Consider the following 25,518-nt stretch of genomic DNA (forward strand, 5'->3'; position numbering starts at 1 on the left):
AAAGGGATCACCGGCGGGCGCCCGCCAGGGTGAGCAGGAAGGCGTACTCGCGGGCCGCCTGCTGGCGCGCGTTGGCCGGGCTGATGCGGTGGCCGCCGTCGAGGGCCGTGCTGAGCAGATAGGGACCCGGCCCCGTGCTGTGTTCCCGCAGGCGGGCCACCCACTTGAGCGGCTCCCAGTAGGGCACCTGACTGTCGTGCAGCCCGGCCGTCACATAGACGGGGGGATAGGGGGCCGCATGCAGGTTGTCGTAAGGGCTCAGGCGGCGCATGGCGGCGTAATCGGCGGCAATGGCCGGGTTGCCCCACTCGGCGTACTCCTGGCGGGTAAGCGGCAGTTCGGGATCGCTCATGGTGCCGATGAGATCGACGAAGGGCACCTGCAGCACGACCCCGGCGAAGCGGGTCGGTGCCTGGTTGAGGGCCGCCGCCACCAGCAGGCCGCCGGCGCTGCCGCCCATGGCGAACAGCCGGGCGGGGTCGATGGCGGGATCCCGGGCCAGCGCCTCAGCCACGGTCAGGAAGTCGTCCACGCTCTGCTGCTTGTGGCGACCGCGCCCCGCCAGATACCACTCATCCCCCAGCATGCCGCCACCGCGCACGTGGGCGATGGCGTAGACGAAGCCGCGATCCAGCAGACTCAGCACCTGCGGCTGGTAGTAGGGGCGCATGGGGGTGCCATAGGCGCCATAGCCGTAGAGCAGCAGGGCCTTGGGGGTGTGGATGTCCTTGCGCCACACCAGGGAGACCGGCACTTTGACGCCATCCTTGCCCACCACCCAGCGGCGCTCGCTCTGGTAGGGGGAGGGGAGGGCGGCCCGGGCGTCCGGCAGCCAGCGGCCGCTGGCGAGATCGAGCTGGCGCTGGTGCGGCGGCTCGGCCATGCCCTGGCGGCGGATCAGGATCTGCCCGCTGGCGGGGTCGTGGGCGCCCTGGATCCAGGCCGTGCCGGCCCCCTCGGTCAGCAGCAGGCGATGGCTGAGCCGGCCGCGGCCATCCAGCACGTCGAGCCAGTCATCCCCTTTGTGGCGATACTGCAGCACCGTGTAGTCGGCAAACAGGCGCCACTTCTCGAGGCTCCTCTGCTCGCCGGACCAGAGCGGCTGCCACTCTCCCTTGGCCACCTGGCTCAGGTCGGCCACCTGATAGAGGCCGAGGGCACCGTCCCGGTTGCTCTTGAGCAGCACCCGTTCCCCCTGGGTATCCAGGTAATACTCGAGGCCGGCCTGACGGGCCTTGAGCAGAGCCGGTGTGCCCTCGTCCAGCAGGTACTGCTCGGCGCTGTCGTGGTTGTTGCTCTGTAGCAGCAGGTGGCGCCGATCCGTGGTGCGATAGAGGCTGAGCAGCCAGGCAGGGTCCGCCTCCTGGTGGATCTGCTGCTCCTTGCCATCGCGCCAAGCCCACAGCTGCCAGGGGCGCAGGGTGCGGGGTTCGTTGGCGATGGTGTAGAGGGTCTTGCCATCCAGGCTCCAGAGCAGATCGCTGGCCCGGTGGGTCAGGGTGGCCAGGGGTTTGCCGTCGGCCAAGTTGAGCAGGGTGATGCGGTAATCCCGATCGCCCTGCAGATCTTCAGCCAGGGCCAGCCAGCGCCCGTTCGGGTGCAGGGCCCAGCTGGCGAGCTCGTAGTAGCCGCTGGCCGGTTGGCGGGCCGCCAGCCGTTGACGGGGTTCAGCCTGCTCGCCGTCTCGCTGCCACAGGCTGCCGTCGGCTTCCATCCGCCACTGGCTGCCCGCCTCGCTCAGCCACTCTTGCGGCATGGGCTCGCCGCGCGCTTGCGCCTGCCACTCGGCCTGCAGAGCCTGCTCCAGCGGCTGCTGAGCGGCGAGCTGCTGCTCGGTCCAGCGGTTCTGCTCGCCCAGCAGGGCCAGCAGGGCGGGATCTTGGCGGCTGTCATCGCGCCAGCCACCATAGGAATCGAGCCGGGCCCGCTCCCCCGGCATCGGTAGCGGGCGGTGAGGAATAAGCGGCGCCGACGCGGCGACGGCCTGGCTCGGGGCGCCGGCAGGTGCAATGGCGGCAGGCTGGGTGGGCGCCGGAGTGGCCAGCAGGCTGGCCAGCATCAGGAGTGCGTGCATCAGAGCCCCACGAAGGTGTAGCGCAGGCTGGCGCTCAGGGAGCGGCCTGTCTGGGTGTAGAGCCCTGCATCCGTGCCTGCTTCCAGCCCGGCGACGTCCTGATAGCGGGTGTAGCGGGTGTCGAACAGGTTGTCGAGCTTGAGGTTGGCCTTGAGGGCGTCGGTGATCTGCCAGTCGGCGGTCAGGGCGAAGCTGAGCCAGCCGGCGGTTTTCAGACACTCGCCCTGCTGCTGGGTCAGGCTGTTGCCACAGGTGGGCACTCGGCTCATGGCGGCGGCGTAGTCGGCCTGCAGCCCCAGGCTCCAGTCGTTGGCCTGATAGCTAAGACGGGTGTTGCCCTCGAGCGGCGTGAGGTTGCGCGGCGATTCGCCCTGGCTGGTCTTGCCGTCGACCCAGCCCAGCTTGGTGGCCAGCTCCCATTGCGGGGTCAGCCAGTAGCTGGCGGCGACTTCGGCACCCCAGGTCTCGGACTTGGCGACGTTGCGATATTGACGGAGCATGACCCCGTCCCGCAGGCGGAAGCCCACCTGACGCCAGTCGACGAAGTTGTAGTAGCGGTTGTAGAAGAGGGCGGGCTTGATGCTCCACTCATCCCCTTCGCCACTCACCCCCCACTCGAAGCTGTGGCTGGTCTCCTCCTTGAGATCCGGGTTGGCGATGATCTCGAACGGCGGCAGGGCAAAGTAGTGGGGGATGTTGCCGTACACCTTGTCGTAGGAGGGGGCGCTGAAACCGTTGGCGTAGCTCAGCCAGCTGCGCCACTGCTCGTTGAAGCGGTAGCTGGTGGCCAGGCTCGGCGAGAGGTGCCAGCTGTGGTTGCTCTCGCCCAGGCCATCCTGCGGGCTCAGCCACTGCTGATCCATGCGCAGGGTCGGGGTGAACTGCCACTGGCCCAGGGTCGCCACGTCCCCCAGCCAGATGCCGGCCCGATCTGTGCGGGCACTGCTGAAGGGGGAGGACTGGGTGGGTTGGGGTATGCCGGCTTCCAGCATCAGCTTCTCCACCGGTCGCTCGTGCCGGGTGCGCGCCAGCTCGATGCCGTAGCTCAGCTTGTGTTCGATGGCGCCGGTGACCAGATCGCGGCGGATATCCAGCTCGCTGCCGAGCAGGTGCTCGGTGAAGGTGGCCAGCTCCCGCTCGCTGCGATAGCGGGGATAGCCGCTCAGCTCGTCATTTTGCAGCAGGCTGCGCTTGTTGGCGGTGTTCTTGGCGTAGTTGCCGTGCAGGTTCCAAGTAAAGCGATCGGCCAGCGGATGGCCCAGATCCTGCGCCTCCCAGCTCAGCTTGCCGCCCTGGGAGCGCTGGCTGCCGTTCTCGCGATACTGGCGCACCTGCCACTTGCCGTCGGGCTGGGGAATTTCGCGCGGCCCCTGATCCCGCTTGGCGTTGTCCTCGAAGTAGTCGAACTCGAGGCGCAGCAGATGCCGTTCATTGAGGGTCAGGCTGGAGCTGGTGGAGGCGCTGAGGCCATCGAGATCCGCCGGAATGCGGCTCTGGTCGTAGTTGGCAGTCTCGTGCCCCTGCCAGCCGGAGAGGCGCAGCAGGTGGGCGCTCTCGCCCCAGCGGGCGGCGCCGGTGGCGCTCAGTTTCTGCTTGTCGCTGCTGCCGTCGTGCAGCACCTTGCTGCTGAGGTAGCCATCCTGCCCCTGTAGGTAATCTTCCGGCTGCTTGGTGGTGATGACCACGGTGCCGCCGATGGCGTCCGAGCCGTGCAGGGCGGAACCGGCTCCCTTGGCCACCTCGATCTGCTTGACGTCATCGAGATCGAAGCTGAAGCGGCCCACCTTGTCGTTGAGATCGTCGGCACCGAAGCCGTCGCTGACCCGGACTCCGTCCTTGACGATCAGTACCCGGTTGCCACCGATGCCGCGGATGCTGATGTTTTGCGGCCGACCCGCCGAGCCGGTCACCGAGACGCCGGGTTCGTTCTTGAACACGTCGGTGAGCTCGGTGGCTATCTGGCGCTCCAGATCCTCTTCGGTGATGACGGTGATGGAGCCCGAGATGTCGGACAGTTTCTGCTCGACCCGCTGACCCTTGACGATTATGGTCTCGCGCGCCTTGGGCGGGGTGGTGCCGGAGGTGTCTATCCCTGCGGGATCGCCGGCGGCCAGCGCTGTACCGGACAGCAGCATGGGCCAGTAGTGAAGTAGTGTTTTCATTTTGAGAATAATTATTATTTAAGCCTGAAGGCCGCGGATTATTGCAGAGAGGTCCAATCAGATCAACGATTGATAATCATTATCATTTTGTTTTTATGATCCTGATCAGGCTGCATTTTTTGATGAAGACATCAGTAGCAAAGTGGGCCAACGTTTGTGCCTGCAGGACGCAGGGCAGGCAGACGGGGGGATGAAATGGGGGAGGGTGGCAAGGTGTTGGCTGAGGGTTTGGCAGCTCATGCCAAGGTTATGTCGGCAATAAAAAACCCGCTCGAGGAGCGGGTTTTCAACGGATACAGGACGGGCCTCAGGGGGCGCGGTAGAAGCGGTTCAGCTCGTTCATCACCTGGATCATGACCCCCATGTCCGGGGTACCGTGCTTGATGGGACGGTAGCTGTTGCGTTCCAGCAGCTCGAAGTCACCCTGCTTGTTGAAGTGGGTGATGGTGTTGCCCTGATAGATGGCAAAGTCGCGCTGATCCCCCGCCAGCAGCCAGTTGCGCGGGCTGTTGTCGAACAGGTTGCGACCTATGCTGTAGTCCCGCGGCGGGTTGCGCACCCCCAGCATCCCCTGCATCAGGGTGGGCACCAGATCCAGGTGGCTGCTCACCGGGCTCGTCGGCAGGGTCTCGTTGCCCGGCCAGGCCAGCACGAAGGGCACCTGCACCTGATAGGGCGAGTAGTTGGTGCCATAACCCCAGCTGTTGCTCTGGGTATCGTTGAACTCCTGGCCATGGTTGGCGGTGACCACGACGATGGTCTGCTCGCCAATGCCCTGCTGCTGCAACTGGGTCAGCATCTGCTCCAGCAGCTGATCGGTGTAGAAGACCGAGTTCTTGTAGCGGTTCTCCAGCTTTTGCAGGTTTTCGGCCTGATAGGCGGTGGCCGGGTTGAACTTGGTCAGCTCCGGCTGGAAGGGGCCCTTGATGCCGGCCGGCAGCTGGTAGTCGCCCGGGCTCGACAGATAGACCAGCGAGAACCAGGGGCGGTCAGGGGAGCGCTTGGTGAGCCACTGCTGCCAGTCGCCGACCAGCTGGGTATCGTCGGTCTGCTCGGAGACGAACACCTGCTTGCGCAGGCCGGAGAGGATGCTCTGGCGATACTGCTGGGCATCTTCCAGCGCGCCGAACAGGCCGAACTGGTAGTCCTGGCGCAGCATCTCGTCGAACAGCACCGGCGGGGTCTTGTCGTTGCGAATGTCGTCGTAGTAGTGGCCTGGCAGGCCGTAGAACAGGCTGAACATCCCCATGGCGTCATCGTTGCCGCCACTCATGTGGTTGGCAAAGTTGAGGTGCTGATCCGCATAGCGCTGCAGATTGGGCATGTTGATGTTGTTGAGCATGTCGGCCCGCAGGGAGTCGACCACCACGATCAGCAGGTTCTTGTGGGTCAGCGGGGCGTTGACGCTGAGCGGGCGCAGCGGGTAACGCAACCGGCTCGCACTGTCGCCATCCTGGGACTCGGCCTTCTTCTCGTACTGATCCAGATCCAGCCAGCCGTGCTTGGCGAGGAAGCTCTTGGCGGTCATGGGGTAGGAGAGCGGGAAGTTGGCGCGCTGCATGGTGATGGGCTGATACAGGGTGGCATCGGCCCAGCTGTTGACCACGTGGGTCAGGATGAAGCAGACCAGCAGGGCCAGCCCCACCTGATTGCCGTACTGGCGGCGCTTGCGCTTGTTGATCTTGCGCCAGACATAGGCCGACAGCAGCAGTTGCACCAGGAAGATGGTGGGCACCGCCACGAAGATGATGCTCCAGATCGAGCCCTCCTCGGTCTGGGCCTGATCCAGCAGCAGCTGCCACACCTGACCGTTGAGGTGGAACTTGAACAGCTGGAACACCTGGGTGTCGATAAGCAGCAGCACCAGCGCCAGGGTGGCGATGATGGCGGAGATGAAGCGCAATGGTTTCTCCCTGGGCAGCACGAAGCTCAGGGGGAAGATCGTCAACAGGTAGGTGACAAAGCTCAGAAACGAGAAGTGACCGATCCAGCTGATGATGAGATAGGTCACGCCGAGCGTGGTCGACGGCCAGCTGATCGCCCCCAGATAACGGGTGGCGATCAGCATGGCCAGAATGATGTTGAAGAAGGAGAACCAATGCCCCCAGGTGATCAGGCGAGAGACATTATCACGATAGGGGTTGCCGGTTTCGACCATAGTGATCCATCTGCTTGAAAAACATCAAAGAATGCGAAGAGACTCAATGAGCGTCGTGGCGATGATCGACCGAGGCGGTGAGCGCCTGGATGAATTTCTCGGTGATCGCCTGACGCTGGGCCGGGGCCATGCCATTGATGATGTTGGTGGTCAGGTTGCCGAGCACCATCAGACTGAGGTCCACCGGCGCCTTGTGCTTCTCCAGGGCGGTGATCAGGTCGTTCATCAGGGCGTCAAACTGCTCGTTATTGTACTTTGATACGATGGGCATAATCTTGGGTTCATCTCGGTTCAAAGCGCCTTATAATACTTCACCCTTTCGGCTAACACTATGGCTTTGTGACATGAGTCTCGATATCGACAAGATCATTCTTCACTCCCTGCGCCAGGGCGGCGATGGTCAACCTCACGCCGACACCCGCAGCCAGCTTCTGCCTGCCGATGAGGCGGTACAGGGGCTGATGGCGGAGCTGCACCGCATTTACAACGGCAAGGGGGGCAAGGGCTTTGGCTTCTTCGCCGACCCCGAGGCCGCCGTCGCCGAGCTGGCAGAGGGGGAAGAAGCCCCCAAACAGCCCTCTCCCCTGTTTCGCATCGCGCTGGAAAAGCTGCTGGACGAGCAGCTCGAATTCGTGCCCTTCTCGGTGGAGATGACCCAGCTGCTGGTCAAGCAGCTGGTGGAGCACGCCCTCGACGAGCAGGGGGTGCTGCTGTTTGCCAAGTACAACTACGTGGGTGTGGATTATCTGATGATCGCCCTGCTGGAGGGCAAGGAGAGCGTCACCGTCAGCGAGGCGCTGGAGCTGCGCCACATCCAGTATCTGGATATCGGCAAATTGAACCTGGTGGCCCGCATCGATCTCACCGAATGGAAAACCCAGGCTGATTCGCGCCGTTACATCACCTTCAGCAAGGGCCGGGTCGGTCGCAAGCTGGGTGATTTTTTCATGGATCTGCTGGGTGCCCGCGAGGGGATGGATGCCAAGATCCAGAACAAGGGGTTGCTGCAGGCGGTGGACGACTATTGCGACAGCCGCCAGCTCGAACCGGCCGAGCGCAACGACTACAAGAAACAGGTCTTCAAATATTGCACCGAGCAGGCCAGCGCCGGTGAAGAGATCGAGATCAGGGAGCTGTCGGCAGAGCTCTCGTCAAAAGAAGCAGGGGAAGGCGATCTCGATTTTTACAGCTTCATCGGTCAGGAGTACGAGCTGGAAGAGCGCTTCCCGGCCGACCGCTCCACCCTGCGCGGGCTGACCAAGTTCGTCGGCTCCGGTGGTGGGCTGACGTTGAGCTTCGAGCAGAAGCTGCTCAACAGCCGGATTTTCTACGATCCCCAGACCGATACCCTGACCATCAAGGGGGTGCCGCCCAACCTCAAGGATCAGCTGTTGCGCCAGTCGTAATGTGATCTGCTTTCCACTTTTGGCAAAAAGACACCGCAGCCTGCTGCGGTGTCTTTTTATTTAACGGGGTAGGTGGCAGCGAAACCAACTCGGTGATTTGTTAACAAATTAAACAGAATAATCCCTGTGAAAGGGTTTTCAATGAGGTGAAAACCCTTTCATTCACGTTTATTTATTTCTCTTTGGTAATTTAATTTCTTAATTTGGCGATAAATATGCCAATAAATGGCGTTAACCCCCTGAAATAAGAAAATGTTTTCAGAACTTTCCGGAAGAAAATACGTAATTGCGTTTCAAAAATGCGAGTTGCGTCATGTGAGGCGGTAACGGCTTGGGATAATATTCATCTCGCACACAATGCTCTTGCAGCGCGGAACTAATACAAGGAAAGGCTCATGAAAAAGAAATTGCTGTCATCCCTGATCGGTCTGGCTACTCTGGGTGTGGCTTGCTCTGCCACTGCCGCCATTGACGAAGGCCAACTGACCATCTGGATCAACGGTGACAAGGGATACAATGGTCTGGCCGAAGTAGGTAAGAAATTTGAAGCCGAAACCGGCATCAAGGTGACGGTTGCTCACCCTGATCAGGTGGAAGTGAAATTCCAGCAAGCCGCTGCCACCGGCAACGGCCCGGACATCTTCTTCTGGGCTCACGACCGTTACGGTGAGTGGGTCAAGGCCGGTCTGCTGGTCCCCGTGACCCCGAATGCCGCCACCAAAGCCAAGTTTGAACAGTTCGCCTGGGATGCCATGACCGTCGATGGCAAGACCTACGGTTATCCGGTTGCCGTCGAAGCCGTCAGCCTGATTTACAACAAGGATCTGCTGCCGGAGCCGCCGAAGACCTTCGAAGAGATCGCCAAGATTGACGAGACCCTGAAGAAGAGCGGCAAGCGCGCCATCATGTGGGCCTATGACACCCCCTACTTCAGCTACCCGCTGGTGGCTGCCAACGGTGGCTACGCCTTCAAGAAGACCGCTACCGGTTATGACGTGAAAGACACCGGCGTGAACAACGCGGGTGCCAAGGCCGGTGTCGGCTACATCTCCGAGATGATCAAGTCCGGTCACCTGGAAAAAGGCATCGACTACGGTGTGATGGACGCCAAGTTCAACAAGGGCGAAGTGGCCATGATGATCAACGGTCCCTGGGCCTGGAGCAACCTGGACAAGAGCGGCATCAAGTACGGCGTAGCGCCGCTGCCGACCCTGAAGGGTAAACCGGCCAAGGCCTTCGTCGGCGTGCTGGGTGCCACCATCAACGCCGCCAGCCCGAACAAGGATCTGGCCATCGAGTTCCTGGAAAACTACCTGCTGACCGATGCCGGTCTGGCGCCGGTCAACGCCGACAAGCCGCTGGGCGCCGTGGCGCTGAAGTCCTTCCAGAAGACCCTGGAAGCGGATCCGCACATCAAGGCCACCATGGTGAACGCCCAGAATGGCGAGCCGATGCCGTCCGTGCCTGAAATGAGCCGTTTCTGGTCCTCCTTCGAAACTGCCCTCAAGAACGTGACCTCCGGCCGTCAGAGCGTTGACGAAGCCCTGGATACCGCTGCCAAGCGTATCGTTCAGTAAGCACGCACTACCCGGGAGGCCGCAACGGCCTCCCACTCTCTCAAATCTCTCTTGGCGTTATAAAGGTTAATTGGCATGGAAGTAGTACCTTCTATCGAATCCTATGCCGGTCCGAAGGATAAGCACACCTGGCTTAAGTGGACCATTGCTGCCCTGGTAGCCATCCTCAACGGTTATGCAGCCGTGATGATGTACGCCAGCGGTGAGTGGGTATTCGCTCTGCTTGATCTGGTGGTGGTCTCCGTCGGTCTGTATGTCTTCATGAACAAGAAGACCTATGCCCACCGCTATATCTTCCCCGGTGTGGCTGGCATGGTTGTTTTTATCATCTTCCCTCTTGCCTACACGATCGGCATCGCCTTCACCAACTATTCGGGATCCAACCTGCTCTCCATCGAGCAGGCGCGGGATTACCATCTGAAAAAAACCTATAAGGTGGCGGGCGGTGAATTCGATTTCACCCTCCTGGGTGGTGAGAACAATCAGTTTCAGCTGCTGCTGAAACAGGACGACCAATCCTTTATCAGTCAACCCGTTATCCTGATGAACAACAAGGCCCGTGAGCTGGCTGTCCGCGAGGGCAGGGTTCATGACAAGGTACAAGTTGTTCAGCTGCAACCCCTGGCCGGTGAGGCCGTGGACCAGGTGGCACCCATCCGGGCCATCGTCGATCACCGCACCCACCTGAGCGCCCTCGATCTGGTGCTGCCGGATGGCGGCACTCACCTGACCCTGAGCAGCCTGCGCAAGTTCGCCGCCCAGAAGCAGCAGTACACCCGTCTGCTGGACGGTGCCGTGCTCAAGTCCGGGGTGGTGATCAAAGACAGCAACCTGCTGCGTGACAACCAGAGCGGCGAGCTGATGCTGCCCAATGGCGACACCGGCTTCTATCAATACATCGACGAGCAGGGCCAATTCGTCGGCAAGAGCGTGGCACCCGGTTTCGTGGTGAGCGTGGGCTGGAAGAACTTCGCCCGCATCGTCACCGACCCGGGCATCCAGGCGCCGTTCCTGCAGATCTTCGTCTGGACCGTGATCTTCTCCGCCTGTTCGGTGGGCTTTACCCTGGCCATCGGCATGGTGCTGGCCTGTCTGGTGCAGTGGGAGTCTCTCAAGGGGCGCGGCTTCTACCGGGTCATGCTGATCCTGCCCTATGCCATCCCGGCGTTCATCTCCATCCTGGTGTTCAAGGGCTTGTTCAACCAGAACTTCGGCGAGATCAACCTGTTCCTGGAAGCGGCGTTCGGCATCAAGCCGGACTGGTACACCAACCCCTTCCTGGCCAAGGTGATGATCCTCATCGTCAACACCTGGCTTGGCTACCCCTACATGATGATCCTCTGCATGGGCCTGCTCAAAGCCATTCCGGAAGATCTCTATGAGGCGTCCGCCATGGACGGTGCCGGTCCGGTGCAGAACTTCTTCAAGATCACAGTACCGCTGTTGATGAAGCCGTTGACGCCTCTGTTGATTGCCTCGTTCGCGTTCAACTTCAACAACTTCGTGCTCATCCAGTTGTTGACCAACGGCGCGCCGGACATCATTGGCGCCAGCACCCCGGCCGGGACCACCGACCTGCTGGTGAGCTACACCTACCGGATCGCGTTCCAGGGCTCGGGTGGTCAGGACTACGGTCTGGCCAGTGCCATCGCCACCGCCATCTTCCTCATCGTGGGTGCGCTGGCCTTGCTCAACCTGAAATTGTCCAAAGCCGACAAGCAACTGTAAGGAGGCTTCAACATGGCAATCGTACAACCCAAATCAGTCAAATACCGGGTGTGGGCAACCCACCTGGTGATGTGGGGCTTCCTGGCACTGATCATCTTCCCGCTGATCATGGTCATCGCCATCTCGTTTAGAAACGGCAACTTCGCGGTAGGGGAGATCATCCCCTCCAACCCGACCCTGGATCACTGGAAGCTGGCGCTGGGCATGTCCATCACCAACGCCGACGGCAGCATCACGCCGCCGCCATTCCCGGTGCTGACCTGGTTGTGGAACTCCATCAAGATCGCGGGCATCACCGCCCTGATGATCGTGGTGCTCTCCACCACCTGTGCCTACGCCTTCGCCCGCCTGCGGTTCCGTGGCAAGTCCACCATCCTGCAGGGCATGCTGATCTTCCAGATGTTCCCGGCGGTGCTGGCACTGGTGGCCATCTATGCGCTGTTCAACAAGATTGGTGACTACATCCCCTGGCTGGGTCTCAACACCCACGGCGGCCTGATCCTAGCCTACATGGGCGGCATCGCCCTGCATGTCTGGACCATCAAGGGCTACTTCGAGACCATCGACTCCTCCCTGGAGGAGGCGGCGGCCATCGACGGTGCCACCCCGTGGCAGGCATTCCGGTTGATCCTGCTGCCGCTGTCGGTGCCCATCCTGGCGGTGGTGTTCATCCTGGCCTTCATCGGTTCCATTACCGAGGTGCCCATGGCCTCTATCCTGCTGCAGGATGTGAACAATCTGACCCTGGCGGTCGGGGCCCAGCAGTACCTCTATCCGCAGAACTACCTGTGGGGTGACTTCGCCGCGGCCGCCGTGCTGTCGGGCTTCCCCATCACGGTCGTCTTCCTGCTCGCCCAGCGCTGGCTGGTGGGTGGTCTCACTGCCGGCGGCGTGAAAGGTTAACGGTTCATGGCCGGGGGGAGCCGACTCCCCCCGCCATCACGATTTGCAAAGATTCAAGAGCGGAGCTCGACATGGCTGAAGTAGTACTCAACAACGTTCGCAAAAATTACGACCCGGCTGTCCACAAGGACACCCTGCGCAATATCAACCTGGCCATCAAGGAAGGGGAGTTCATCGTCTTCGTCGGCCCGTCCGGTTGCGGCAAGTCCACCCTGCTGCGGATGATCGCCGGTCTGGAAGACATCACCAGCGGCGAGCTGACCATCGGCGGTCGCTACATGAACGACGTGCCGCCGGTAGAGCGCAACGTGGGCATGGTGTTCCAGTCCTACGCCCTCTACCCGCACATGAACATCTACGAGAACATGGCCTTCGGCCTCAAGCTCAAGAAGATGGACAAGGAGAACATCCACAAGCGGGTGATGCGCGCCGCCGAGATCCTGGGTCTCGAGCCGCTGCTGGACCGCAAGCCCAAGGCGCTCTCCGGCGGTCAACGCCAGCGGGTCGCCATCGGCCGCTCCATCGTCCAGCAGCCGCAGGTGTTCCTGTTTGACGAACCCCTGTCGAACCTCGACGCCGCCCTGCGGGTCAAGATGCGTATCGAGATCGCCAAGCTGCACAAGGAGCTCAACTCCACCATCATCTACGTGACCCACGACCAGGTGGAGGCCATGACCCTGGCCAACCGCATCGTGGTACTGAGCCCGCTCAAGGCGGATGCGACCACCAACCTGGAACAGTTCGGCACCCCGCTCGAGCTCTACCACAACCCGGACAACAAGTTCGTGGCGGGCTTCATCGGCTCCCCCAAGATGAACTTCCTGGCCGGCGAGCTGGTGGAGATTGGCGAGCAGGAGTGCCTGGTCAAGCTGACCACGGGCGACAGCGTGCGGGTGCGGGTCGATGCCCGCCGCGGCGCGGTTGGCGACAAGGTGGAGCTGGGGATTCGCCCCGAGCATTTGGTGCCGCTCGCTCACGCCCATGCCGACAGCCGCGTGAGCGGCGTGGTGCAGGTGGCTGAACACCTGGGGGCGGAATCCTTCGTCTACATGGACGTGGGCGGCCACGACTTCACCGTCAAGGCGAGCTCCGACGTGGACGTGGCCACCGGCCAGGAGTACAGCGTCGGCATCCCGGCCGAGGCGTGCTACCTGTTCGATGCCAAGGAGCAGGCGTTCCCGCGCACGGCCAAATACATCCGCACCTGACAAGGGGCGGCTGCCGAGGTTTCCTTTTCTTTATATTCAATGCCTTTTTGCCGGTCGCAAGACCGGCTTTTTATTGCCTGCCGTTTGGTGAGCACGGCAGGCGAGGTAGCAGAGATCAGGCCTCGAGCGCGGCTGTGATGTCCGGCACGAAGTGCTGGCTGGTGAGCGGCGGGCGCTCGTAACCTTCGGTGTTGATGGGGGGCAGGGTGATGGGCTCGTAGTGGATCGCCTCGTAGGGCACCTTGCCCAGCAGGTGTGAGATGCAGTTGAGGCGGGCGCGGCGCTTGTCGTCTGCCTCCACCACGAACCAGGGGCAGTCCTCGGTGTCGGTGTAGGTGAACATGTCGTCCTTGGCGCGGGAGTACTCCACCCAGCGCGAGCGGGACTGCAGATCCATCGGGCTGAACTTCCAGCGCTTGATGGGGGTGTTGATCCGCTCCTTGAAGCGCTTCTCCTGCTCCTCGTCGCTGACCGAGAACCAGTACTTGATGAGGGTGATGCCTGAGCGAGTCAGCATCCGCTCGAACTCGGGGCAGGCGCGCAGAAACTCGCGATACTCGTTGTCGCTGCAAAAGCCCATCACCCGCTCGACCCCGGCCCGGTTGTACCAAGAGCGGTCGAACAGCACCATCTCGCCGGCGGCGGGCAGGTGGGTCACGTAGCGCTGAAAGTACCACTGGGAGCGTTCCCGGTCAGAGGGAGCTGGCAGGGCGGTGACCCGGCAGACCCGGGGGTTGAGGGGCTCGGTGATCGCCTTGATGACGCCCCCCTTGCCGGCGGCGTCGCGGCCCTCGAACAGCACCACCACCTTCAGCCCCTCCTGCTTGACCCACTCCTGCAGCTTGACCAGCTCCTCCTGCAGATGGGACAGGTGGTGCTCGTAGGTCTTCTTGTCCAGGCGCGGGCGCTTCTTGCTCTTGTCCTTCGGCATGATTGTCTCCTTATTGAGTCCTTTCCAGATTGCACCAGGCGGGCGTCACTGCCAAGGGGGTCGTGTTACACTGCCGCCTCACGAGCCGCCGGCGGGCAATAAAAAACATGACGCCAGTGATGGCGATGTGCACTGCCGTCTCATCACCGGCTGTTGGCAACAGGAGAAAACATGAAGCAAGTTATGGAGATAGCGGGCCGCCAGATGGCCTATCTGGACGAGGGGCAGGGCCCGGTCGTGCTGTTTGGTCACAGCTACCTGTGGGACAGCGCCATGTGGGCGCCCCAGGTCGAAGCCCTCAAGGGGCAGTACCGTTGCATCGTGCCCGAACTGTGGGGCCACGGTGATTCCGATGCGCTGCCCGAGGGGGGCTGCACCCTGGCGACCCTGGCCCGCGATCACCTGGCCCTGCTCGATGCGCTCGGCATCGACGAGTTCGTACTGGTGGGTCTCTCCATCGGCGGCATGTGGGGCGTGGAGCTGGCGCGCATGGCGCCTGCGCGCCTCAAGGGTCTGGTGCTGATGGACAGCTTCGTCGGCCTCGAGCCCCAGATCACCTGCGAGCGCTATCTCGGCATGCTGGCCATGATCGAGCAGCTTGGCACCATCCCGGCTCCCATCGTCGAGCAGGTGGCGCCGCTGTTTTTTGCCGACCAGCCGGATGCCGCCCTGATGAGCGGTTTCAAGGCGCGCCTCGCCGCCTGGCCGGCCGACAAGGTGGCCGCCATGGTGGCGGTGGGTCGCAGCTTCGTGACCCGTGAAGATCGCATCGAGTGGCTGGAAGAGATGAGGCTGCCTGCGCTGGTGATGACCGGTTGCCAGGACAAGGCCCGCCCTGTGCTGGAGGGCTACCTGATGGCCGAGGTGCTGGGCTGCCCGTTCAAGGAGATCCCGGCGGCCGGCCACATTGCCTCGCTGGAGAACCCCGCCTTCGTCAACGACGCACTGGCCGAGTTTCTGGCCCGCCTGTGACAGTGTTCTCTGCCGGATAACAAGAAAAGGAGCCATAGGCTCCTTTTCTCTTTGGCGTGGTAGCCGGGGTGTTACCAGATATAGCCGAGCCCCAGCCCGGCATAGAGTTCCCCCGGATGCTGGACGAGGGGGCTGTCCGCGATGTCGCCGTCATAGCGTTCGTAGTTGATGCCAAAGCCGCCGATCCAGTTGGCGTTGAAGCGATAGCTGCCGATGAGGGAGACCATGGGGGAGAGGGTGGTGCCGGTGTTCCACGCCGGCCTGTCGGCCCTCGCTTCATCTTGCGAGACACCGCCGAAGTAGTAGTTGGCGAGGTTGTGGCTGCGCAGCATGACGCCGGCCCCCGGCATCAGCAGCAGCGGGCCGCGGATGATGGGGAAGTTGGCCCACAGCATCAGCTCCTGGCCATTGCTGGTGCCGGTCACGTCGCTGGTGGCCCGCACGCTCCAGAGGGCATAGGGGGTGATGAGATCGGCCCCGATCCCGGCCTCGAACTCACCCTTGCGCTTGTCGAGGCCGTGCAGGAAGGGATCATCGTCCGGATCCAGATTGCCAAAGCGCATCCGGCCGAAGGCGTAGGTGGAGAGGCCGCCATTGCGGCTCAGGTAGTAGCGGGCCCGATCCCCCAGGTACATGAGGTTGTCGCCAAAGTAGAGAGCACCCGGGATCGGCAGCAGGGTGTCATCCTGGTGCTGGTAACGGGCCTGACCGCCGATGACGGCCCCGCCCAGCACCAACCCCTTGGGAATGGGGCTGTCGGGGCTGTCGCTGGAGAAGGCGCTGAGCGCCCCGATATCGAGATCGGCCCGGGCCGGCAGGGTGGTCAGGAGCAGGGCCGCCAGCCCCGTCCGTGTGAGCATGTTCAATATCTTCATGGGCACTCCGTTGTCATCGATGGCCAGGCACGACTATCGCATTATTTGGGCACGGCGGGCAGCTCTTCGCGCTTGGGCCAGGCATTGAGCACCGCCTTGACCAGGGTGGCGAGGGGGATGGCGAAGAAGACCCCCCAGAAGCCCCACAGGCCGCCAAACACCAGCACGGCAACGATGATGGCCACCGGATGCAGGTTGACCGCCTCGGAGAAGAGCAGAGGTACCAGCAGATTGCCGTCGAGGGCCTGGATCACCAGATAGGCCACCATCAGCCAGGTGAACTCGGGGGTCAGCCCCCACTGGAACAGGGCCACCATGGCCACCGGCACCGTCACCGCGGCGGCGCCTATGTAGGGGATCAGCACCGAGAAGCCCACCGCTACCGCCAACAGCGCCGAGTAGCGCAGCCCCATCAGGGCGAATGGGATATAGGTCGCGACCCCGACGATGAGGATCTCGATCACCTTGCCACGGATGTAGTTGAGGATCTGCTCGTTCATCTCCACCCAGACCCGGTTGACCAGGGTGCGGTTGCGCGGCAGGAAGCGGCGCAGCCCCCCCATCAATATCTCTTTGTCCTTGAGCATGAAGAAGACCATCAAGGGCACCAGGATGGCGTAGATGAGGATGGCCACCACGTTGATGAGGGAGCCGAGGGAGGCGGTCACCAGCTGCTCGCCCCCGCTCAGGATACGCTGGCGCATGTTGTCGATGACGGTCTCCACCAGGCTGACATCGACCAGCTCGGGGTACTGCTCCGGCAGGGTGCGCACATAGTCCTGGGCATGGGAGAGCATGGCCGGGGACTCCTTGGCCAGGTTCAGCCCCTGGCTTGCCAGGGTCGGGATGAGGCCGAGAAACGCCATGGCGGTGAGGGCGATGAACAGCAGCAGGATGAGGCTGGTGGCCAGGGTGCGGGAGAGTCCGGCCCGCTGCAGCCGGCTCACCGGCCACTCCAGCAGGTAGGCCATCACCAGCGCGACCAACAGTGGCGCCAGCAGATCGCCAAACAACCAGAGCACGGCGAAACAGGCCGCCAGCAGCAGAAACAGGGTGACGGCATCGGGATCGGAGAAGCGGGTCTGATACCAGCGCTTGATGACTTCTAACATGGCGACATCCTTTACGTTACTGGGGCTGGCTGTGGTGCCTGGCCCCGACCACCAACTGCAAAGAGAGGGTATTGTCCGGCGCCTCCTGCAAGGTGAAGGGGTGACCCTGGCGCTGCAGATAGGCGGGAATGTCCTGCCGGGAGCCGGCATCGGCCAGCCGGATGGCGAGGGCTTGACCGGTTTTGGCCTGGCGCAACCAGAGCTTGAGCCGGATCAGCGGCTCGGGGCAACGCCAGGGGGTCAGGTCGAGGTATTCCATGGAGGCTCCATCGCGCGTGATGGCGGCTATTATGGCCGTGATGAGAGCGCGAAACAACGCTTGTAGCCCTTGATGGGCAAGGGTATTCTGCCGGTGTCCCGGTAGGGTCTGATTGGAGATAGAGATAACGTGGCACGCTTTTCCCCCCTGATGGCATCGCTCCCCCTGCTGGCTTCCCTGATGGGCGCCACTTTCCATGCCCAGGCCAGCAACCAGCTTCCCGATATCGGCACCGCCGGGGTGGCCGCTCTGCCCATCGAGCAGGAGGTGCGCTACGGCAACGCCTTCATGCGCTTTGCCCGGGCCGGTTTGCCGATCATCGATGATCCCGTGTTGAGCCAGTACATCGACGATCTGGGCCAGCGGCTGCTCTCCAACGCCGACGGGGTGCGCTTCCCCTTTACCTTTTTCCTCATCAACGACCCCAGCATCAACGCGGCCGCCTTCCTCGGCGGGCGGGTCAAGGTGCACACCGGCCTGTTTCTCTATGCCGACAGCGAGAGCGAGCTCGCCTCGGTACTGGCCCACGAAATCACCCACGTGACCCAGCGCCACATCGCCCGCTATATGGAAGCGCAGGCGAGCAGCTCCGCCATGACCCTGGCCGGCCTGGTGGGCTCCATTGCGCTGGCGGTGATCAACCCCACCGCAGGGATCGCTGCGCTGCAGACCACGCTGGGTCTCTCCATGCAGTCGGCCATCAACTACACCCGCGACAACGAATACGAAGCGGACCGGATCGGCATGAAGACGCTGTATGACGCCGGTTTCGATCCCATGGGCATGGCCAACTTCTTCCAGAAGCTGGCGGCCGAGTATCGCTACGCCAGCAAGCCCCCTGAGATGCTGCTGACTCACCCGCTGCCGGAGACCCGGATCAGCGAGGCGCGCGCCCGGGCGGGCAGTTATGGCCGTCGCAATCTGCCACCCAGCCTCGACTTCTGGCTGGCCAAGGTGCGCATTCAGGTGCGTTTTGGCACCGAGAGCCCGCAGGCCCTGCTCACCTATTTCGACAACCGGTTGCAGAAGGGGGACTACCCGCTCAAGGATGCGGCCATCTACGGCAAGGCGCTGGCGCTGCTGCAGCTCAAGCGCACCGACGAGGCCGACGCCCTGATGCAGGAGCTGGCGACTCGCCACCCGGAAGATCTGTTCGTGGTGGACGCCCTCACCGACATCGATCTGGCCAAGGGGCGCAGCGCCCAGGCCATCGCCCGGCTCGAGAAGTTCCGCACCCGCATGCCGGACAACGAAGTGGTGGTGGTGAACCTCGGCAACGCCTACCTGGAAGGGGGCAACTACAAGAAGTCCATCGCCATTCTCGACCCCTATGCCCGCGAGCACGAAGAGAACAACCTGGCCTGGAGCCTGCTCTCCGATGCTTATCGCAAGGCGGGCAGGATGACCGAGCTGCACATGGCACGGGCCGAGATGCTCTCCCTGCGCGGTGACTACCAGGCGGCCATCGACGAGCTGATCGTGGCGCGTGGCACCACCAACGACAAGTTGACCCTGGCAAGGCTTGAGGCGCGCATCACCGAGCTGGAGCGGGCCAAGAAGGACCTCGACAGCCTCAAGGGCTGACGGGCCAGCAGTTCTCACGCACGACAAGGGCGCACCAGGGTGCGCCCTTGTCGTTGATGCAGGTTGCCGATGGGCAACAACAGGGGGAAGGGCGGGGAAACAGAGCGGCCGGCGGCAAGGGGTCAGGCGTTCAGTGGCCAGCTGGCTTGAGGGAGGCCCTGAGGGCCTCTACCCGCGATGGGGTGAGCTCCCCCACCAGGGTCTGCTGGAGGTTCCCTTTGCCATCGAGCAGATAGCTGGTGGGCAGCCCGGTGGGGCGAGGGAAGGGGAGGCTCGCCTCCTGCCGGGGGACGAGCAGCGGCACCTTGATGTGGTACTGCCCGGCCAGTTCGCCGAGCTCGGCCGGCGTGGTCGGGTCGTAGTTGACCATCACAACGGCGATCTCTCCCTCCTGCGCCAGCGCCTCCAGCAGCGGCAGCTCCCGCAGGCAGGGGGCGCACCAGGGGGCGAAGTAGTTGACCAACAGCGGCTTGCCGGTAAAGTCAGCCAGGGCCACCGGCTGGTGCTGGCTGTCGGTGAACTGGGGGGCCGGGCTGCAGGCCGTCAGCAGGCCGGCCACAATCAGCCAACAAATTCGTTTCAATTCCTGCTCTCTCGCGCTTACCCTGACCATCAGTTTCCCCTACAATAGCGCCGTTTCTTGTCCCATCTTGCGATTAATCAGGGAGTTATCATGAGCGAGACCCAAATCTACCACAATCCGCGCTGCTCCAAGAGCCGTGAAACCCTGGCCTTGCTGGAACAACACGGGATCGCCCCGGCTGTGGTGCTCTATCTGGAGCAGGCCCCGAGCGAGGAAGAGATCCGCACCCTGCTGAGCCAGCTGGGGTTCAGCGATCCGCGCCAGCTGATGCGCACCAAGGAAGATCTCTACAAGGAGCTGGGGCTTGACGAGGTGAGCGGCGACGCCCTCATTCGCGCCATGCATCAGTATCCCAAACTGATCGAGCGCCCCATCGTCATCAAGAACGGCCAGGCCCGCATCGGCCGCCCGCCCGAGCAGGTGCTGGAGATCCTCAAGTGAGCACCCGCTTCGCCCGCCTGCTGACCCTGGTCGGCTTCTTCGGCCTGCTGATCTGGGTGCTGCTGTGGCACCTCTGGCTCTCGCCCCACCCGGACCTCAACCCCTGGCTGCTGCCGGTGATCTGGACGGTGCCGCTGCTGTTTCCGCTCAAGGGGATCGTGCAGGGCAACCCCTACACCCACGCCTGGGGCAACTTCGTGCTGATGCCTTACTTCCTGCACGCCCTGACCCTGATCACCACGGATGAGGGGGAGCGGTGGCTGGCGGTGGTGGAGCTGCTGTTCACCGTGCTCGCCTTCGTCGGCACCATCTACTATGCCCGCCTGCGCGGCCGCGAGCTGGGTTTAAGCATTCGCAAGAAAAAGGATGCCGACAGCTGACCCGCTGAGTTTCTACCCCGGCTTGCAGGGGAACACGGGCTGTCGCTGCGACCACAGTGCAGAGCGCGCCCCAAATAAAAAGTCCCTGCCTTGGCAGGGACTTTTTTTATGGCCTGAGGGGCCTTGGCTACGCTTGCCGTTCGCTTAGAAATTAATGGTCAGCTGGGGCGATTTGACCGGGGTTGCTTCAGAGGTATAGACATATTGATGGCCGGGAACATTATAACCAGTATCAAGCACGAAGCTTAATCTTGGCTGTTCATAGGTATCGCCATTCCCCGTTTTTGCCCTGTCCAGGGCGGCATTGAACAGGTTAGTCACATCAAGCCAGATCACCTGTTGATCCGTGTCGAAGGTGATTAGATCGCTGAACTTGGGCTGCATCTCTTTCCAGCCGTTTTGCCGCATCGCCCAGGTTGAGGCGTTGGCGCTGAAGAAGTAGTAACTCCAGTAACTGTAAATTCCAATGTTATCAGGAGTGTCTTTCTGTTCGAGTCGGAATGAAACCGAGCGCGGTTTTCTATTGCCATATTTGGCGACGTATTCACCCAAGTTGAAGGAGAGAAATCCCCAAGTCATGGCAGGATAATGACTCCCATCAGGCCCCATGTTCAGGTAAGTCTCTTGAACTTGGCTGACCTGTTTTGGCTCATAAGTGTAATAAGCCATGTCTTCATCGGCAAAGATGGCATAGGTGCCATCGCTTCTGACCTCATGGGGCTTGTTATATTCCCCTTCTGCAGCGCAATAGTTCTTTATGGTGACCTGACTTGATGGTGCACCGAGACGAATATCAAGACCTCGCTTAGGTGTCAGCGTCACATTGCCCAGTTGTCCTGAATTGATCAGGCGCTTGGCATCGCTATCCGGATCCAGCGCGTCCTTGGTATAGCTCAAGGTGGCGGGATACTCTTTCATGGTCAAATAATAGGGAACGAATTTGCCCTCGGCGTCCGTTTTATTCACCATGGCGATGTCTTTATTCAAGATATTGTCATGGAGGGTGGCGGAATTATTCTTCGCCGTGACGATCAGGGAGATGCTATCCACAACCCCTTTTCCCCCCTGGAATGAAATGCTCGGGCGCTTGCTGTTCAAGCGGTCGTACAAATACATCAAGGGCACATCATCGGTGACTACGGTATACAGCTTGGAACTGCTGCCATTGGTAGACATAGTGGCATAGGAGAAGCTGTCATTATTGCCGTCTATATCGTGAAGGTTGGTGAACTGCGGGGTGACATCAGCACTGACCAGATATTTGATCTTCAATCTCCCGGTGAGATTGACGCCGGTATTCTCGGTCGTGTTCCAGCCACTCATGGTCAAGCCCGACTTGGCATTGCTTGCCAGCACGACGTTGGAGGGGATGAAGGTGGTGACCAGCTTGTATCCCTGGGAGTCGGAGCGATCGCTATAGGTCTTGTCGACACGGACCTTCGGGGTGGTCAACAGGGTGAACAAGCCCATGGGCTCATCATAGAGCGGGAACGAGATATCGCTGGCGCCATTTTCGCCAAAATCTTGCCAGGCGGTGGACAAACTGCCCGGCATTTTCAGTTTGACCGTGATGCCAGGATCTGAGGAGGTCGCTTCACCTCGCAAATACACCTCCGAGAAGGAGATTTGTGGAATGATTGGGCTGTAGCCGGGCACGGCCGCCGCCTGTGTTCCGAAGATGGATCCCACGCCAGACAGGGTACCGGCCAGTGCCTTGAAACCTGCCGTTACTTTGCTTCCCTCCGGGGCCAGCTCCATCATGCCGCCCAGAAAGGCGCCAGCGGCACCCAGAGCATCGCTGGCCACGGCATTGGAGGTGGCGGAGTCGTTGATGCCGCTGAAAACATTCTGCAGGTCGGAGAGATTGCTGACGGTATAATTGCCGGCCTGTTCCAGGTTGTCGCTCAAGCTACCCGAGACATCCATCAGATAGGCCGCCGGATCGCCGATATCCTCGTCGGTGATATTCTGCGAGATGCCGATGGCATGCCCATACAGTTCAACATTGGCGATCGCTTTTGGACTGATCTTGATGTTCAAGTCAATCTCATCTGAACCGGCGGAACAGGGATCCAGATTCACATGAAAGTCGGTCACCCCCCAGCCACCATCCTGCGCGTTATTGATGGCGCCAAAGCCGGTCTTGCTGCTGGAGTAAAATCGGGCATCCGCGCTCTGGTTGCTGTCAAAGAGCTTGGATTTGCCAGTGGTGGAGAGCGTCACCGCAACGCCGGTGCCTATGGTGTAGCCAGGGAAATATCCCATCACCCGCAGTTTTGCCGTCATCCGGTTGTAGAGAATGAGGTAGGGGTATTGGTTGGTCGAGAATGCATCATCCCCATCGGCTGACCAAGCGGACTTCGCATTGGCATAATGCTGCATCTTGTAGCCAAGATTGAATTTGAGGAGCTCCCAACCGCTATTGGGGTCCATGTCGGGTATTTTATCTGCGATGGATCTGGCTGCCTGCCTGGTGCAGCCTGTGGCGGGAGGAAGCTGATTACCCGGGCCCATGATATCCGAGGTGATGACTGCGCCACCCGGAATATTGTAGAGCGATTCTATTTCGCAGATATAAAATGGGCTGATCATCAGCTCATCTTCTCCGCTTATCGAAGACATACCAACTTGCAGGTGTTGGGTGCGCCAGTCGAAAATATTTTTGCGCTGTTGTTGAATTGCCGCTGCCGTATTTGGGTAGCGCGCATGATCCGGGTGGGTAATGACGGCTTCCTGTTTCCAGCGAGCATCTATATCCAGCGGGGTGGCTGCATGCACCATCAATGGAAGCATGGCACTGACGGCCATCCATAATGTTGAATGCCTGATCTCCATTATCATAATTCTCCAGGTTTTAATCGCTATTGTAAAATCTTACAATTGACAGATATTGAGAATATTATTCTCGTAATGAATATGTCAGCGGGTTTTAAATGAAACATATCCATTACCGTGAGGGTAATAATTAATGCTGGCTAGTCAATGACTTTTTTATTATTCTGGAAGTCATGGATAATAGCGGTGGCATTCGACAGGCGTTTTTATATGAAAATAATGTCAGTCAGAACTGGTGTGGCATCATTTATGTGGAGCCTTCATTGATGTTGATTTTTTTGCAGCCAGAACGATATATGAAAATATATATTCAATGAATGAAATCTTTTCCATCAAGGGTCATTGCCAAGCAAATATTCCTTACCCCAGTTCAACCGGAGATACGCTCCCGTGAAGTACGGGGAGCGAAAGAGAGTGCGTTTGCCGTCATTTCGCGGGGTATTCATGGCCGCGGCCGTTCATCCCCGCCGCGATAGTGGACCAGCTGCTGCACGCTGAACTGCATCAGCTGAGGATAGAAGCGCAGAAAGCCCGCCTCGCACTGCTGCCAGCGGGTCGCGTCTAGGGTCGTGAGCGCTTCTCCCAGAGGCTGCGGGCGGCGCAGCCGGCGACCGATGCCGTTGAGGGCCTGCGCCAGTCCCTCTTTGCGCTGATAGGAGGCGATCCAGTCCTGCTCTGCCATCCGCTTGAGGGGTAGGGGCAGACCCTCCGGCAGCTGGGGGGCATCCGCCAGCAGGCGCCCGTAACTCTGCTGCAGGAAGCGGGGCAGGGCCTCGTCATGAAACTGCGGCCAGTGCAGGCTGAGCCAGTGGTCGTAGAGCATGTCCACCAGGATCCCGCCAAAGCGGCGCCAGGGGGCCTCGAAGCAGGCCACCGCCGCCCTGTGTTCGGGGTGGCCGTCGGTGAAGGCGTCTATCTTGCGGTGCAGCCAGATCCCCTCGTCAAATTGCGCGGCGAGGCCGGTGGGCAGGGCGCCCTTGACGAAATCCCCCAGCAGGTTGCCGGTGAGGGAGCTGTGGGTATGGGCTGCCAGATGCAGGTGAGCCAGATAGTTCATGAAGGGGGAACCAGCCAAAGGGATTGCCGCTGAGCCTAGCGGATCCGGCGGCCCTTGCCTATGAAAACGGCCACCTGGCCGCGAGGAAGTGCTTCCCACCATGACCGCCGGCTGGGTAGAGTGCAGCATGGTTGGCGCTTTGTGGCGCCCATCATCATCACGAGGAGCATGCACATGTTGACCCTGATCGAAGGGGCCGAACTCTATGGTCCGACCCCGCTTGGCCGCCAGGATCTGCTGGTGGCCGATGGCCGCATCGCCTGGCTCGGGCAGGGATTGTCTGTCCCCGCCGACTGGCCGCTGACGCGGGTGGACGGTCGCGGCCGCTATCTGGTGCCCGGGTTGGTGGATCCGCTGGCCCACATCACCGGCGGTGGCGGCGCTTGGTACCGACAGCCTGACGCGCAGCCCGGCCCAGGTGCTCGGCAAGGTGCGCGAGTTTCTCGCCGCCGGGGTGAGAGCCTTCATGTATACCGGCTCCTACCATCTGCCGGTCAAGACCCTCACCGGTACGGTGGAGTCCGACATCATGCTCATCCCTGAGGTGCTGGGGGTGGGGGAGGTGGCCATCAGCGATCACAGATCCAGCGCGCCGACCCACCACGAGCTGGCCCGCCTGGTGAGCGAGGCGCGGGTGGCCGGGTTGCTTGCCGGCAAGAGCGGGGTCAGCTTCTTTCATCTGGGGGACGGGCGCGGGACGCTGGCACCGCTGCGGGCCCTGCGCGATGGCACCGACATCCCGCTGCGCCAGCTCTACCCCACCCACTGCAACCGCAATCCCTGGCTGTTTGCCGAGGCCATCGAGTGGGGCCGGGCCGGCGGCTGGGTCGATCTCACCACCTCGAGCTTCCCGGACCTGCTGGACGATGGTGAGTTGCTGGCGTCCGACGCCCTGGTGGCGCTGCTGGCGGCCGGGGGGCCTGCCGAGCGTATCAGCTTCAGCTCGGACGCCAACGCCAGCCTGCCGCGCTTCGACGGCGAGGGGCGTCTCATCGAGCTGCGCTGCGGCCAGATCGGCAGCTTGTGGCAGGCGCTGGTGGAAGCGTGCAGCAAGGGGATCGCGCTGGAGGTAGCGCTGGCGGTGGTGACGGCCAATCCGGCCAGGGCGTTGGGGTTGGCGGCCAAGGGCACGCTGGCGGTGGGGCAGGATGCGGATCTGCTGCTGATCGACCCCGACACGCTCACCATCGAGCGGGTGATGAGCGGCGGCCGCTGGCGCAGCTGAATATCGGAGTTAATGGGGAATCTGTGAGGTCAGGCCACCCCTCTTTTA

20 protein-coding genes and 1 pseudogene are annotated in these 25,518 nt (G+C 61.6%); 10 read left to right on the forward strand and 11 right to left on the reverse strand.

The genetic code is table 11. The features are described 5' to 3' along the window. Positions 1 to 7 precede the first annotated feature (7 nt). The 4 genes from AB5Y98_RS16205 to AB5Y98_RS16220 form a co-directional block, all read right to left on the reverse strand. Entirely contained in the window at positions 8 to 2,074 is a 2,067-nt protein-coding gene (locus AB5Y98_RS16205) for a prolyl oligopeptidase family serine peptidase (protein WP_368232276.1), read from the reverse strand. After that, the gene (locus AB5Y98_RS16210; RefSeq protein ID WP_368232277.1) at positions 2,074 to 4,236 is read right to left on the reverse strand and encodes a TonB-dependent hemoglobin/transferrin/lactoferrin family receptor; all 2,163 of its coding nucleotides are present in this window, start codon (positions 4,234 to 4,236) and stop codon (positions 2,074 to 2,076) included. Before AB5Y98_RS16210 ends, AB5Y98_RS16205 begins: the two co-directional genes overlap by 1 nt. Before the next feature lie 307 nt (positions 4,237 to 4,543). Continuing rightward, entirely contained in the window at positions 4,544 to 6,394 is a 1,851-nt protein-coding gene (locus tag AB5Y98_RS16215) for a DUF3413 domain-containing protein (RefSeq protein WP_368232278.1), read from the reverse strand. Positions 6,395 to 6,437: 43 nt separating this feature from the next. Further along, positions 6,438 to 6,665, reverse strand: a complete 228-nt coding sequence (locus tag AB5Y98_RS16220) for a YejL family protein (RefSeq protein WP_005299589.1) — start codon at positions 6,663 to 6,665, stop codon at positions 6,438 to 6,440. 73 nt (positions 6,666 to 6,738) lie between these two features. On the opposite strand from AB5Y98_RS16220, the gene yejK reads away from it, so the two are divergent. The 5 genes from yejK (at position 6,739) to AB5Y98_RS16245 (ending at position 13,216) form a co-directional block, all read left to right on the forward strand. After that, positions 6,739 to 7,800, forward strand: a complete 1,062-nt coding sequence (yejK, locus tag AB5Y98_RS16225; RefSeq protein WP_026140927.1) for a nucleoid-associated protein YejK — start codon at positions 6,739 to 6,741, stop codon at positions 7,798 to 7,800. A 395-nt stretch (positions 7,801 to 8,195) separates the two neighbouring features. Next, entirely contained in the window at positions 8,196 to 9,377 is a 1,182-nt protein-coding gene (malE, locus tag AB5Y98_RS16230) for a maltose/maltodextrin ABC transporter substrate-binding protein MalE (protein WP_368232279.1), read from the forward strand. Positions 9,378 to 9,452: 75 nt separating this feature from the next. Next, on the forward strand, positions 9,453 to 11,105 hold the full coding sequence (gene malF / locus AB5Y98_RS16235; RefSeq protein WP_368232280.1) for a maltose ABC transporter permease MalF: 1,653 nt from the start codon (positions 9,453 to 9,455) through the stop codon (positions 11,103 to 11,105). 12 nt (positions 11,106 to 11,117) lie between these two features. Next, complete coding sequence (gene malG, locus AB5Y98_RS16240) at positions 11,118 to 12,008, forward strand: maltose ABC transporter permease MalG (RefSeq protein WP_005299600.1); 891 nt, start codon at positions 11,118 to 11,120, stop codon at positions 12,006 to 12,008. A 71-nt stretch (positions 12,009 to 12,079) separates the two neighbouring features. Then, a complete protein-coding gene (locus AB5Y98_RS16245) occupies positions 12,080 to 13,216 on the forward strand; it encodes an ABC transporter ATP-binding protein (protein ID WP_258116462.1) in 1,137 nt (378 codons plus the stop codon). A gap of 115 nt (positions 13,217 to 13,331) precedes the next feature. On the opposite strand, the gene ppk2 is transcribed toward AB5Y98_RS16245, so the two are convergent. Next, positions 13,332 to 14,147 (reverse strand): polyphosphate kinase 2, encoded by an 816-nt coding sequence (gene ppk2 / locus AB5Y98_RS16250; protein ID WP_319870677.1) that lies wholly within the window; start codon positions 14,145 to 14,147, stop codon positions 13,332 to 13,334. 171 nt (positions 14,148 to 14,318) lie between these two features. Here ppk2 and AB5Y98_RS16255 point away from each other — a divergent pair, with 171 nt between their 5' ends. Beyond that, on the forward strand, positions 14,319 to 15,119 hold the full coding sequence (locus AB5Y98_RS16255) for an alpha/beta fold hydrolase (protein WP_026459091.1): 801 nt from the start codon (positions 14,319 to 14,321) through the stop codon (positions 15,117 to 15,119). 71 nt (positions 15,120 to 15,190) lie between these two features. Here AB5Y98_RS16255 and AB5Y98_RS16260 read toward each other — a convergent pair whose 3' ends face one another. From AB5Y98_RS16260 to AB5Y98_RS16270, 3 genes are read right to left on the reverse strand one after another with little or no spacing between them, the layout of a single operon-like run. Next, positions 15,191 to 15,979, reverse strand: coding sequence for a MipA/OmpV family protein (locus AB5Y98_RS16260; RefSeq protein ID WP_368232318.1), 789 nt, complete (start codon positions 15,977 to 15,979; stop codon positions 15,191 to 15,193). A 56-nt stretch (positions 15,980 to 16,035) separates the two neighbouring features. Continuing rightward, complete coding sequence (locus tag AB5Y98_RS16265) at positions 16,036 to 17,106, reverse strand: AI-2E family transporter (RefSeq protein ID WP_017786655.1); 1,071 nt, start codon at positions 17,104 to 17,106, stop codon at positions 16,036 to 16,038. Positions 17,107 to 17,122: 16 nt separating this feature from the next. Then, positions 17,123 to 17,365 (reverse strand): sulfurtransferase TusA family protein, encoded by a 243-nt coding sequence (locus tag AB5Y98_RS16270; RefSeq protein ID WP_017779381.1) that lies wholly within the window; start codon positions 17,363 to 17,365, stop codon positions 17,123 to 17,125. 129 nt (positions 17,366 to 17,494) lie between these two features. On the opposite strand from AB5Y98_RS16270, the gene AB5Y98_RS16275 reads away from it, so the two are divergent. After that, entirely contained in the window at positions 17,495 to 18,949 is a 1,455-nt protein-coding gene (locus AB5Y98_RS16275; RefSeq protein WP_010634365.1) for a M48 family metalloprotease, read from the forward strand. 130 nt (positions 18,950 to 19,079) lie between these two features. On the opposite strand, the gene AB5Y98_RS16280 is transcribed toward AB5Y98_RS16275, so the two are convergent. Next, positions 19,080 to 19,562 (reverse strand): TlpA family protein disulfide reductase, encoded by a 483-nt coding sequence (locus AB5Y98_RS16280; protein WP_368232281.1) that lies wholly within the window; start codon positions 19,560 to 19,562, stop codon positions 19,080 to 19,082. A 60-nt stretch (positions 19,563 to 19,622) separates the two neighbouring features. Between AB5Y98_RS16280 and arsC the strand changes: the two genes are divergently transcribed. Together arsC and AB5Y98_RS16290 are read left to right on the forward strand one after the other, a co-directional pair. Beyond that, positions 19,623 to 19,973: an arsenate reductase (glutaredoxin) gene (gene arsC / locus AB5Y98_RS16285; protein WP_024942181.1), complete on the forward strand. Its 351-nt coding sequence runs from the start codon at positions 19,623 to 19,625 to the stop codon at positions 19,971 to 19,973. Then, complete coding sequence (locus AB5Y98_RS16290; RefSeq protein ID WP_213343181.1) at positions 19,970 to 20,353, forward strand: DUF2069 domain-containing protein; 384 nt, start codon at positions 19,970 to 19,972, stop codon at positions 20,351 to 20,353. The genes arsC and AB5Y98_RS16290 overlap by 4 nt, the downstream gene beginning before the upstream one ends. 144 nt (positions 20,354 to 20,497) lie before the next feature. Here the strand turns inward: AB5Y98_RS16290 and AB5Y98_RS16295 are convergent, their stop codons facing one another. After that, entirely contained in the window at positions 20,498 to 22,786 is a 2,289-nt protein-coding gene (locus AB5Y98_RS16295; RefSeq protein ID WP_368232319.1) for a hypothetical protein, read from the reverse strand. An 844-nt stretch (positions 22,787 to 23,630) separates the two neighbouring features. Next, positions 23,631 to 24,245 carry an ACP phosphodiesterase gene (locus tag AB5Y98_RS16300; RefSeq protein WP_368232282.1) on the reverse strand — a complete coding sequence of 205 codons (615 nt, stop codon included), beginning with the start codon at positions 24,243 to 24,245 and terminating at the stop codon, positions 23,631 to 23,633. A gap of 174 nt (positions 24,246 to 24,419) precedes the next feature. Here AB5Y98_RS16300 and AB5Y98_RS16305 point away from each other — a divergent pair. Continuing rightward, positions 24,420 to 25,470 (forward strand): annotated as a pseudogene (locus tag AB5Y98_RS16305) (amidohydrolase family protein). Positions 25,471 to 25,518: the final 48 nt, after the last annotated feature.

The organism is Aeromonas sp. s3, from assembly GCF_040907805.1.
Lineage (GTDB): Bacteria > Pseudomonadota > Gammaproteobacteria > Enterobacterales > Aeromonadaceae > Aeromonas > Aeromonas dhakensis.